This is a genomic window from Vreelandella venusta (assembly GCF_007989605.1).
GTDB lineage: Bacteria > Pseudomonadota > Gammaproteobacteria > Pseudomonadales > Halomonadaceae > Vreelandella > Vreelandella venusta.
Genome location: NZ_BJUL01000005.1, coordinates 128,635 through 140,480 on the forward strand (window position 1 = coordinate 128,635; position 11,846 = coordinate 140,480).

An 11,846-nucleotide genomic window follows, 5' to 3' on the forward strand; every position below is an offset into this window, starting at 1 on the left:
TGTATAGTAAGTACGTGATTTTAGTATAAAGTGGTACCGTTAACCGTTTTAGAGACTCCCTGTTCCATGAGTGAACCATTCAATACCTGGCAAGCCCGCTTCGAAAAGCTGCGTTCAAACAAGCTGTTTGAAGGCGTTGTGATTTCCATCATTGTGATTTCTGCCTTAGTAATAGGCGCGAAAACCTATGAAGAAACCTCCCGAATAGAGCAGTGGCTGCTTTATCTTGATATTGCCGTAACCGTGTTCTTTCTGATTGAGATTTTGATCAGAATGGCAGCCGAGCGCAACTTAGTCAGCTTTTTTAAGAAGGGTTGGAATGTTTTCGATTTTCTGATAGTGACCGCTAGCCTGATCCCCATGGACGACTCAGAGATGGTGCTGCTGGCACGGTTGCTGCGAATTTTCCGTGTTTTGCGCTTGGTGTCGATGATTCCAGAGCTGCAAATGTTGTTGGGCGCGTTGGTGAAGTCGATACCCCGGATGGGCTATGTCGCACTGCTGATGTTTATCATCTTTTATATCTATGCGGCCTTTGGTAGCTTTTTATTCCATAACGTTGACGACTTCTTGTGGGGTAATATTTCCGTGGCGATGCTTACGCTGTTTCGCATCGCCACGTTTGAAGATTGGACTGACGTTATGTATGCCACCCAAGAAGTCTATGCTTGGAGCTGGGTCTATTATTTGACGTTTATATTCCTAACCGCGTTTATTTTCCTCAATATGATGATTGGTATCGTGCTCGATGTTATGCAAAGGGAGAGCGCGCAGATGGAGTTGGATAGCGGGGAAGGAGATTCTGCTCAGCTTCAAGCGTTGCGTAGCGACGTGCATACGTTAAAAGCCCAGCTTGATCGTATGGAGGCCGCCATGTCCCATAAAGGCACTACATCAACTTCAAGTGACCAGGCCGACTAACCTAAAACTGGGTTGCCGAAAACAGGGCTGCCAACAACAGATTAACGACAGGAGCGACGCCATGATGCTGTCCAATCCCTCTAAAAAATATCGTCCCTTCGTGGCCGTTGAATTGCCTGATCGCCGTTGGCCTAACCAGCGCATCGAAATGCCCCCTGTATGGTGCAGTGTCGATTTACGTGATGGTAACCAGTCGTTAATTGATCCCATGGATCAAGAGCGCAAGCAGCGCTTGTTCGACCTGCTGCTAAAAGTGGGGTTTAAAGAGATTGAGGTGGGCTTCCCATCGGCATCGCAAACCGACTTCGACTTTGTCCGTTCATTGATTGAGCAGGATAAGATTCCTGATGATGTGACGATTCAAGTGCTGACTCAGGCGCGCCCGCATTTAATTGAACGCACGTTCGAAGCCCTTAAAGGCGCTAAAAATGCCATTGTGCACGTCTATAATGCCACAGACCCGATGTTTCGACGGGTAGTGTTTAATGTGGACAAAACAGAGTGCATTCAGATTGCTGTTGATGCAACGGCGCAAATCCGCGATTTAATGGCCGCTAATCCAGACACCCATTGGACTTTCCAGTACTCGCCTGAGCTATTCACCACCACGGAGATGGACTTTGCGGTGGAAATTGTCGAAGCGGTGATGGATACCTTCGGGCCTAGCATTGATAACCGGATGATCGTTAACTTACCGGCCACCGTAGAAGTCGCAACACCCAATAACTACGCCGACCAGATTGAATGGTTCTGTCGTCATGTTAAAAAGCGCGACACGCTGATTGTCAGTGTGCATCCGCATAATGACCGCGGTACTGGCGTGGCGGCGGCAGAATTGACGCTAATGGCCGGTGCTGATCGGGTGGAAGGTACGCTGTTTGGCAATGGCGAGCGTACTGGGAACGTGGATATCGTGACGCTTGCGATGAACCTTTATACTCAAGGCGTTCACCCGAACCTGGACTTCTCCAATATTACGCCCATTATGCGTGAGGTTGAGTACTGCAATCAGTTACCCGTCCATCCACGCCATCCCTATGTTGGCGACTTAGTATTTACCGCGTTTTCAGGCTCGCATCAGGATGCGATTAAAAAAGGCATGGCCGATCGTCGTGCTCATCCTGAGGCCCCTTGGGATGTCCCCTATTTACCCATCGACCCGCTGGATGTGGGGCGTAGCTATGAAGCAGTAATTCGCGTTAACAGTCAGTCTGGAAAAGGCGGTATTTCCTATCTGCTGGAACAGGAGCACGGCATCGAATTGCCGCGTCGTCTGTCGATTGAATTTAGCCAAGTCGTACAGGAAGTCGCTGATCGCACTGGGCGCGAAATTACCTCACAAATGATTTACCAGGCATTTGCTGATGAGTACTTAGAGCAGCATTCGCCGCTAGCGCTGATAAGTCATCGCCTTTCCTCTGAGCCTGAAAGCCCAAAAGTTGCGCTTGAAGCGATACTGGAAAGCCAAGGTGAGCGCCAAACGGTAACTGGTGAGGGCAACGGCCCCTTGGCCGCGTTTGTCAAAGCGCTGGTGGCTAGCGGCCAAGAGGTGGAAATAATTGATTACCATGAGCACTCCCGCGGACAAGGGGCCGATGCTGAAGCAATCGCCTATGTTGAGGTGCGCATTGATGGTAAGGCAGTGTTTGGTGTGGGCACCGACGAAAGCATCACCAGCGCATCGATGAAAGGTGTACTCAGCGCTATTAACCGTCACCACTCCAACCAAGCACCGGCTGCCAATGTTACGGCAGAAACGCTAGGGTAAATACCCGATTGGACGTGATCGCTAGCAGACCTATAAGGAGGCGTTGGCCTCCTTATAGGCGGTTAAGGTAACTAGCTTGCTACCTGGTGATGCTAGAGAGGGGTTTTGCTAGCTTTGCCAGGCACTTCGCGCACTAAGCGTGGCATTAAGAAACCTGGCAAGTGTTCAAGTAGCTGCTTAACCAGTGCTTTGGCTTCCGCATCGGGGACGTCAAAATGGGCGGCACCTTGCACCGGGTCGACCACATGCAAATAGTAGGGCAGCACGCCCGCTTCAAACAGGCGTTCTGACAGCGTCGCCAAGGTGCTGACGCTATCGTTTATTCCGCGTAGTAACACGCTTTGGTTGAGCAGCGTCACACCTGCTTGTTTTAAACGTGTACAGGCATTGATGACCGCTTGGTCAATCTCATTGGCGTGGTTAATATGCAGTACCATGACTTTTTGCAAACGCGTCGCCGCTAGCCAGCCAACAAGAGCATCATCAATCCGGTCGGGAATCACCACGGGTAGACGTGTATGGATGCGTAGCCGTTTGAGATGCGGAATATTTTCAAGCTGCTCCACCAGCCACGCCAGCTGGCGATCGTTGGCGGCCAACGGGTCACCGCCAGAAAGAATCGCTTCGTTCAGGCTGGTATCGATGCGCAGGTAATCCAACGCTTCCTGCCACTGTGCTCTGGAAGGGGAGTTGTCACTGTAGGGAAAATGGCGCCGGAAGCAGTAGCGGCAGTTAATTGCACAGTTAGGGCTGGCAATTAACAGCACGCGGTTAGCGTACTTATGAATAAGCCCCTTAACCGGCTGATGCTCTGCTTCTTCTAGCGGGTCGATGACGTAACCTTGCGGTGTTGCAGCTTCATCGCTTACCGGCAGTACTTGGCGGAGCAGAGGGTCATTGGGATCGTCGGGGGCAATGCGCGTAAGATAGGCGTCGGGAACACAGATCTCAAACAGCTGGTGCCCAGTAGCAGCACCAGGTAGCCAGCTGTCGTCCAAGTTTAAACGCTTGCACAGTGTGGCTGGGTCGCGAATCGCTTGGGAAAGCTGCCGCTGCCATGACGCGTAAATCTGGGTAGACTGGCGCTTATCAGCGATAATAATGTTCTCCTGCAAAAAAGCCCTCCTTCGGGTTATCATGCGCGCACTTATTAGACGACGTATACAACGACATTATCAACGGCGAAGCATGGCTTCGCGCACTACGTTACTGAAATAAAACACTGAGAGGCATCATGGCGAACTATTCTACCAATGAATTCAAAGGCGGTTTGAAAGTAATGCTCGACGGCGATCCTTGTTCTATCGTCGAGAACGAACTGGTCAAGCCAGGCAAGGGGCAGGCATTTAACCGCGTTAAGCTACGCAACTTGATGACTGGCCGTGTTGGCGAGCGTACTTTCAAATCCGGTGACTCACTGGAAGGTGCCGATGTCATGGATTTGGAGATGGAATATCTCTACACCGACGGTGACATGTGGTACTTCATGAAGACGGATGGCTCCTTTGAGCAGTACGCCGTTGAAAAGAAAGCGTTGGGCGATACTGAAAAATGGCTCAAGGAGCAGGTGCCTTATATTATTACGCTTTGGAACGATAAAGCGATTTCCGTTACACCGCCCAACTTCATTGAACTGGAAGTGGTTGAGACGGACCCAGGTTTGAAAGGTGACACTGCCCAGGGTGGTTCTAAGCCTGCCACGCTGTCATCTGGTGCGGTTGTGCGTGTACCGTTGTTTATCAACCAGGGTGAAGTGCTGAAGATTGATACGCGCTCTGGTGACTATGTTTCCCGAGCATAGGTGTTTCCCGAGCATAAGTGTTTCTCGAGCATAAGCGCTGCCGTGTGACCGGTAGTTAGTTAGCCGCGAAAGCATCTACTTGATAAAGCCACGTGATCACCATGCGTGGCTTTATAGCATTGGAGGGGACGTAAATGACGGCTAGCTGGCAGCCAACGGCAAGTATCGAAGCGTTGCGCGAGCGTGCGCGCTTACTCGCTGAGGTGCGTGCATTTTTTGCTGAGCGGGATGTGTTGGAGGTGGAAACGCCGGTGTTGGGGCAGGGTGGCAGTACCGATGTGCACTTAGTCTCGCTCTCTAGCATGGCGCGTACGGATAAAGGCCAGCGTAGGCTATGGCTGCAAACGTCGCCTGAGTTTCATATGAAGCGCTTGCTGGCCGCAGGTAGTGGGCCGATATTTCAACTCGCTAAAAGTTTTCGTGATGGTGAAATCGGCAGCCGCCATAATATTGAATTCACTATGCTTGAGTGGTACCGCCCGGGGTTTACCCTGGCGCAGTTGATTGATGAGACGACCACGCTGGTTGCTAACATAATGCCGAGCTTTGCGGGCCCCGTGGTGCATTATCGTTACCGAGAGTTGTTTCATACCTACTTGGCGGTAGACCCCTTTACGACCTCTATTGACATATTGCGCACATTGGCTGCAGAGCGTGGCCAGATGCCGGCGCATGCGTTAACAGAAGAGAGTCGCGATACTTGTCTCGATTTGTTAATGAGTATGGTGATTGAGCCCACGCTTGGCCAAAATGAACTGAGCGTTGTGTTGGATTATCCTGCCAGTCAAGCGGCCTTAGCGCGCCGCCATCAAGACGCAGATGGTGAGTGGGTAGCCTCTCGCTTTGAGCTTTATGTCAACGGTGTCGAGCTGGCAAATGGCTATGATGAGCTGGTTGATGCTGAGGAGCAGCGGCTGCGTTTCAGTGAGGATAATGCCGAGCGCCGCCGTTTAGGTTTATCTGAGGTGGATATTGATGAGCAGCTGCTCGCAGCGTTAGATCATGGAATGCCTGCAAGCGCGGGGGTGGCATTGGGTATGGATCGTCTTATTCAGCTGGCGCTGGGTAAGGCACGCCTGGAAGACGTGCTTACATTTTCAACAGCTAATTGTTAGCACTAGTTTCTCGCGTTTAAGGCTCGCCCAGTGTTTGACCCATTTGTACCTTGGCGCCCAGTGGGTTGTCTTCAAACGCGACTGGCTTGGCAAAGCACATCACCACCGTTGAGCCCAGTTTGAAGCGGCCCATTTCAGCGCCTTTTTCAAGCGTGATGGGTTGCCCGAAACGCATGCGCTGAGGGTGGCCTGAAAGCGGTGTTACTTGGCCTGCCCAGACAGTCTCGATCGCCGCGACGATCATTGCACCTACCAATACCATGGCCAATGGGCCGTGCTCGGTATCGAAAATACACACCAGTCGCTCGTTACGCGCAAACAGTCCTGGCACGTAGTTAGCGGTTGCTTGGTTGACCGAGAAGAGTCGCCCTGGCACATAAATCATCTCGCGCAGGGTACCTGTGACCGGCATATGTACGCGGTGGTAATCTCGTGGCGAGAGGTAAACCGTCGCAAAACTGCCGCCCATAAACTCTTCGGCTAGCGTGCTGTCGCCACCTAGCAGGGTTTGAGCAGAAAACGTGTGGCCTTTCGCCTGCACTAACTGGCCTGCTTGTAAGCGCCCGAACTGTGACAGGGTGCCATCAGCAGGGCTTAGCAGGCCTGCTCCCAAGGGGCGGGCATCGGCCTTCAACGCGCGAGTGAAAAAGTCATTAAATGTTGCATAAGCGCTGGGGTCTGGCTCCAGCGCTTGGCTCATATCCACATCGAATCGTTTGATAAACGTCTTAATTAACGTGTTCTTCACCGAAGGGGCATCGCACTTAGCGAGCTGACCCGTTAAGCGCGACAGCGCATGGTGAGGAAGCGGGTACTGAATTAGGGAAAACGCTTTTTGGGAAACAGTCACAGTTGTATTTTCACTTCTCAATCGGTGTATCGTCGCGGTTGCCCCATTCGCCCCAAGAGCCCGCATAACCACGCATATTAAAGCCTAGTGCCTTCCCGACTAACCACGTGAAACTACTGCGATGGTGGCTTTGGCAATGAGTAGCAATTTCCATGTCAGGCGTCAGGCCGAGCGCGCCTAGTTCGGTTATTAGCTCAGCGTAATCGCGGATGCGAAGCGCGCGATTGCGATCCATGGCGTTGAGCCAGTCCATGTTAACCGCTCCCGGAATGTGGCCAAGGTGCTTATTGTTGCCTTTTTCACCATCAAACTCGCCTTTAGAGCGAGCATCCCAAACAGCGAACTGCTTGTCTTCGAGCTTTTGCTTGATTTCATCGCAGGTGATTAAGGCATGCGGGTTTAAGATCTCCGCTCGGTACTCACTGGGTGTCGGGGCGGTGGATTCAGTGCTTTCTGCCAAGCCGGAATCTCTCCATGCATGGATGCCGCCATTCAAATACGAGTAACGGGTGTGGCCGATTAGCTCCAGTGTCCATAGCAGTCGTGCCGCCCAGCCGCCGCCCTCATCATCATAAGCGACGACGTGAGTATCCCGGGTTAGGCCAAGTGCGCTGAACAGTCGTGAGAGAAACTCAGTGCTCGGCACATCGTTGGGTACCGGCCCTTCGCCACGCATTAGGTAGCGAAAATCAAGGTAAATAGCACCCGGTACATGGCCTTGGCGATAGCTATCGCCATTCACTGGGACATCGATAATTAGCAGCTGTGGATTATCCAGGTGTTCTTGAAGCTGCTCGGGCTCAACAATAAGCGGCAGTAGGTTGGTTTCCGATGAATGGCTAGCGGTGCTCATTGACAGCTCCCTATGCTTAGCAATTGATATATCAGGCATCAAGCTAATAAAAATTATGCGTTTAAGCTATCGAGAATACGCCGATAGCTGGCAAAGCGTTCTGGATGAATCTTGCCTGCCTCGACGGCTTCTAGTAAAGCGCAGCCAGGCTCGTTGCGGTGGCGACAATCTCGGAAGCGGCAATGGCCAATGAACGGATGAAACTCAATAAATCCATCGGTCACTTCCTGTTCATCAAGATGGATCAAGCCAAACTCGCGAATACCCGGTGAATCAATCAGTTCGCCGTTAGCCACTTCGTCACTACTCATCGCATAAAGCCGAGCGGTGGTCGTGGTGTGAGTGCCTTTACGCGAATCTTCTGACAGAGCGCCAATACGCAAAGTTTCATCGGGTAGCAGAAGATCAATTAGTGATGATTTGCCCACGCCACTCTGGCCAACAAACACAGATGTTCGACCTTCAAGCTGCTGGCGCAGATCGTCTAAGCCTGTTTGATTGGCAGTTGTGGTGCGCACTACGGTGTAGCCCAGAGAGTGGTAGCGCTCAAGCAGCTCCCCTAGTTGGCCACCACCTTCTGGTAGCAGGTCGGTTTTGTTAAGCACTAGTACGGGGGCAATGCCTGTTGCTTCGGCGGCGACCAAATAACGGTCAATCAGATTGGGATGAGGAGCGGGCTCTACCGCAAAGACGATCAGCAATTGATCGATGTTAGCCGCCACGGGTTTAAGCTGGCCCCGCGGGTCTGGGCGCTTTAGCACGCTGTCGCGCTCCTCGCGGGCCACGACGACGCCAGAGCCATCCTGGCCTGCTCGCCAAATCACTCGATCGCCGGTGACCAAGCCATCTAGGTTGGCGCGAAGATGGCAGCGCACGGGGGTACCGTCGGCATCGCGTACTTCTAATGTTCGCCCGAAGTGAGCCATAACTCGGCCTGGCTGTTCGGCACCATATTCGCCAGCGGCAAGTTTTTCAGCGTCTTTCACATCGCGCTTTTCAGCACGCTGTGCACGTTCCGCTTGGACTTTATCGACTCGCCACTGTTGCTGGCGACTTAATTTACGTTTGCTCATGACCACCTGATGCTCGGTACAATAATGGCATTGTACTCATCTGGGCAGTCCACTGTCCTGTATTGGGTGCTGGTTAAGGCAATATAAGCCACACTTTAACTCTAATCGCCGTATTAAGTGGCGGTACTGGCTAAGGAATGAACGTAATGAGTGAGCAAACTGCTGACAACGCTACCCCGCGAGATGATTTGCTAGTGTGGATAGACTTGGAAATGACCGGTCTGGATCCAAACAAAGAGCGCATCATTGAAGTGGCCACACTGATTACCGATGCCGATTTAAACGTCGTAGCGGAAGGGCCGGTGATTGCGGTGAAGCAGCCTGATAGCCAGCTGGCACAAATGGATGACTGGAATCAGAAGACCCATGGGGAGAGCGGGCTGGTTGCACGCGTCAAAGCGAGCACTGTGACTACCGCTGAGGCCGAGCAGCAAACGCTCGATTTTCTGCGCCGCTATGTGGTGTCTGGCTCATCGCCTATGTGTGGCAATAGTATTCACCAGGACCGACGTTTCCTTGAGCGCGAAATGCCGCATCTTTGGGCATTTTTCCACTACCGCAATTTGGATGTATCGACCGTTAAGGAGTTGGCAAAACGATGGAACCCGGGGGCCTTAGCAGGATTTAAAAAGCAGAATGTCCATCTGGCGATGGATGACATCAAGGAGTCGATTGCCGAGTTGGCTCACTATCGCAGTACGTTCTTACGCCTCGAAACGCTAACAGATGAAGAGGAGTAAGGTCGTTTAGAAAAGTGGCTAAACGCCATCAGTGGCAATTTTCGCCCCGCGCTTGAGGCGCTGCTCCTCAAGCGCCCAAGCAACGTGCTCACGCACCAAGCTACTCGGGTAGGCTCTTCTGGCCCACAAAGCTGCCTCTACCGCGCGACTCCAGGGGGCATTGCCCAGTCCGATGGCGATATTACGCAGCCAGCGTTCGTAGCCAATACGCCGGATGGGGCTGCCTGCGGTTTTATCCAAAAATTCGTCTTCGCCCCAGGCGAACAGGTTAAGGAGGTCGGCGCGGTCAAGGTCATGGCGTGGTGCAAAGTCATCTTCCTGAGTAACGCGGGTGAAGCGAGTGAAAGGACACACCAACTGGCAGTCGTCGCAACCGTAAATACGGTTGCCCATGGCGCGGCGAAACTCAGTAGGTATCGCGCCGTGGAGCTCAATAGTCAGATAAGAGATGCATTTGCGCGAGTCGACGACCTTGTCATCGACAATGGCACCGGTTGGGCAGGCGGTGCGACAGGCGCTACAGCTGCCACAGTGCTGCTGGGTAAATGGTGTGTCGATAGGCAGTGGCAAGTCGGTATACAGCTCACCGAGGAAAAAAAGCGAGCCCGCCTTGGGGTTGAGTAACATGGCATTTTTACCAAACCAACCAAGGCCTGCTTTTTGCGCTAGGGCGCGCTCCATAACGGGCGCTGAGTCTACAAATGCGCGATAACCAAACGCGCCGACCTGCTGCTCGATTTTTTTAGCGAGTTGCGCCAAACGTTTGCGTATTAATTTATGATAGTCGCGGCCCAGTGCATAGCGTGAAACATAGGCACGGCTAGGTTGCCCCAGCACTTTGGTGCTTTCTACTTCAGCGGGTAAATAGTCCATGCGCACACTAATAACTCGCTGGGTACCCGGTTCAAGCTCCTCCGGGCGGGTGCGTTTGGTACCATGTTTCGCCATAAAGCTCATGTCACCGTGGTAACCTTTTTCAAGCCAAGTAGCTAGGTGTTTTTCATGAACGGCTAGCTGAGTGTCTGTAATACCGACTTGCTGAAAACCTAACTCTCGTCCCCATGTTTTGATCAGGGCTGCAAGGTGCGTTAAGTCATCATCAGATAGTGAAAAGGTGGTGGAGTTTTGCATGGTAAATCAACGGTAGCGCGTTAAGCGCGCTATGCTAACGCATAAGTGGTTATCAACCTACTAGTGCCCAACTGTCACCAGATTAAGGAGAGATCGTGCCCACGTTAAGTACTTCCTCGCTACGCCCCCTTTATACAGCGGCTCAGGTGCGTGAGCTTGATCGGCGTACAATTGCTGGCGGTATTGAAAGTTTTGCTTTAATGCAGCGAGCAGCCTCCAGCGCATGGCACAGTTTTCGCTCCCGCTGGCCGCATGCACGAAGTGTGACAGTGCTGTGTGGGAGCGGTAATAACGGTGGTGATGGCCATGTGCTTGCGGCGTTGGCCATGCAGTCCGGGCTTAAAGTGCAGCGCATTTCACTTAGGCCTTTAGAAGCGTTGACGGGGGATGTTGCCCGCGCTGCCGAACTAGCCTCAGCGGCGGGCGTCGGCTTGGACCAGTGGCAGTCAAACACCACCTTGGTGGGTGAGGTGATTGTTGATGCACTGCTCGGTACCGGGCTGTCGGGGGATGTTGCCGGAGAAATCAGGCAAGTGATTGAAGCGATTAATGCGTCGCATCAGCCGGTATTAGCGCTGGATATTCCCTCTGGAATCTCGGCAGACACGGGGGCTGCTATGGGGCTGGCCGTCAATGCGGCCTGCACGGTGACGTTTATAGGCGACAAAATAGGCTTGCATACTGGCGACGCACCCGCTTACACCGGCGAAATTGACTTTCGTCCGCTAGGTGTAAAAGCGCAAGCGTTTGTTGATATCCCGCCCAGCGCATGGCGTTTGGATGATGAGCTTTTGGGCGAGGTGTTTACGCCGCGCCCCCGTATTAGTCATAAAGGTGATCTGGGGCATGTGGTGGTAATGGGCGGCGCACCAGGATTTGGTGGTGCGGCGTTGCTCGCCTCACAAGCCGCCGCACGTTTAGGCGCCGGCAAGGTCAGCTTGGCAACGGCGCCTGAACATGTGGCCGCCAGTTTGATGCGTTGTCCTGAGGTAATGGCCCACGGCATTCGCGGTGGCGCTGATGCAGCCCAACTGCCTTGCCAGGCAGATGTGGTCGTTGTTGGGCCGGGGCTTGGGCAGGGAGCCTGGGGGCAAGCGATACTGCAAAGTGCTTTGCAATCAGACGTGCCGTTAATTGTTGACGCGGATGCGCTCAATTTGTTGGCTAGTCGTTGGCCCAGTGTGCGTCGCGATAACTGGGTATTAACCCCGCATCCGGGGGAGGCGGCTCGGTTGCTAGGCTGTTCCGTCGCCGATATTCAGGCGGATCGCCCAGCGGCAGCCCGAGCCTTGCAGCAAGCACGGGGCGGTGTCGTAATTTTAAAGGGGGCGGGGAGCTTAGTGGCTGGCCCCAGTGGGTTAGTCATCTGCCCCTATGGCAATCCTGGCATGGCTAGCGGCGGCATGGGGGATGTGCTGAGCGGGATGCTGGGCACGCTGGTTGCTCAGAGCGACAATAGGGAGCGCGGAGCATGGCTTGGGGTGATGGTACATGCGCTAGCAGGCGATGAAGCGGCTAAAGCAACGGGTGAGCGTGGCTTGCTGGCAAGTGATCTGGCATCCTATGCACGAGTGTTAATTAACCCGTGAAGGCG

At 53.2% G+C, this 11,846-nt stretch carries 11 protein-coding genes; 6 read left to right on the forward strand and 5 right to left on the reverse strand.

The window, feature by feature from the left end:
• The first annotated feature begins 66 nt into the window (after positions 1–66).
• Both HVE01_RS07310 and leuA read left to right on the forward strand, forming a co-directional pair.
• Entirely contained in the window at positions 67–921 is an 855-nt protein-coding gene (locus tag HVE01_RS07310) for an ion transporter (RefSeq protein WP_146943274.1), read from the forward strand.
• 61 nt (positions 922–982) lie between these two features.
• On the forward strand, positions 983–2,689 hold the full coding sequence (gene leuA, locus HVE01_RS07315) for a 2-isopropylmalate synthase (RefSeq protein ID WP_146943276.1): 1,707 nt from the start codon (positions 983–985) through the stop codon (positions 2,687–2,689).
• Positions 2,690–2,781: 92 nt separating this feature from the next.
• On the opposite strand, the gene epmB is transcribed toward leuA, so the two are convergent.
• Positions 2,782–3,804, reverse strand: a complete 1,023-nt coding sequence (gene epmB, locus HVE01_RS07320) for an EF-P beta-lysylation protein EpmB (RefSeq protein WP_146943278.1) — start codon at positions 3,802–3,804, stop codon at positions 2,782–2,784.
• A gap of 119 nt (positions 3,805–3,923) precedes the next feature.
• On the opposite strand from epmB, the gene efp reads away from it, so the two are divergent.
• Both efp and epmA read left to right on the forward strand, forming a co-directional pair.
• Complete coding sequence (gene efp / locus HVE01_RS07325; protein WP_038485642.1) at positions 3,924–4,490, forward strand: elongation factor P; 567 nt, start codon at positions 3,924–3,926, stop codon at positions 4,488–4,490.
• 134 nt (positions 4,491–4,624) lie between these two features.
• The gene (epmA, locus tag HVE01_RS07330; RefSeq protein WP_146943280.1) at positions 4,625–5,605 is read left to right on the forward strand and encodes an EF-P lysine aminoacylase EpmA; all 981 of its coding nucleotides are present in this window, start codon (positions 4,625–4,627) and stop codon (positions 5,603–5,605) included.
• A 16-nt stretch (positions 5,606–5,621) separates the two neighbouring features.
• Here the strand turns inward: epmA and asd are convergent, their stop codons facing one another.
• From asd to rsgA, 3 genes are read right to left on the reverse strand one after another with little or no spacing between them, the layout of a single operon-like run.
• The gene (gene asd / locus HVE01_RS07335; RefSeq protein ID WP_125749268.1) at positions 5,622–6,455 is read right to left on the reverse strand and encodes an archaetidylserine decarboxylase; all 834 of its coding nucleotides are present in this window, start codon (positions 6,453–6,455) and stop codon (positions 5,622–5,624) included.
• A 10-nt stretch (positions 6,456–6,465) separates the two neighbouring features.
• Positions 6,466–7,308, reverse strand: coding sequence for a sulfurtransferase (locus HVE01_RS07340; protein WP_125749266.1), 843 nt, complete (start codon positions 7,306–7,308; stop codon positions 6,466–6,468).
• A 53-nt stretch (positions 7,309–7,361) separates the two neighbouring features.
• Positions 7,362–8,381, reverse strand: coding sequence for a small ribosomal subunit biogenesis GTPase RsgA (gene rsgA, locus HVE01_RS07345; protein ID WP_125749263.1), 1,020 nt, complete (start codon positions 8,379–8,381; stop codon positions 7,362–7,364).
• Between the two features lie 146 nt (positions 8,382–8,527).
• Here rsgA and orn point away from each other — a divergent pair, with 146 nt between their 5' ends.
• Positions 8,528–9,121, forward strand: coding sequence for an oligoribonuclease (gene orn, locus HVE01_RS07350; protein ID WP_125749260.1), 594 nt, complete (start codon positions 8,528–8,530; stop codon positions 9,119–9,121).
• Between the two features lie 18 nt (positions 9,122–9,139).
• Here the strand turns inward: orn and queG are convergent, their stop codons facing one another.
• Positions 9,140–10,252, reverse strand: coding sequence for a tRNA epoxyqueuosine(34) reductase QueG (queG, locus tag HVE01_RS07355; RefSeq protein WP_125749257.1), 1,113 nt, complete (start codon positions 10,250–10,252; stop codon positions 9,140–9,142).
• A gap of 95 nt (positions 10,253–10,347) precedes the next feature.
• Here queG and HVE01_RS07360 point away from each other — a divergent pair, with 95 nt between their 5' ends.
• The gene (locus tag HVE01_RS07360; RefSeq protein ID WP_146943282.1) at positions 10,348–11,841 is read left to right on the forward strand and encodes an NAD(P)H-hydrate dehydratase; all 1,494 of its coding nucleotides are present in this window, start codon (positions 10,348–10,350) and stop codon (positions 11,839–11,841) included.
• Positions 11,842–11,846: the final 5 nt, after the last annotated feature.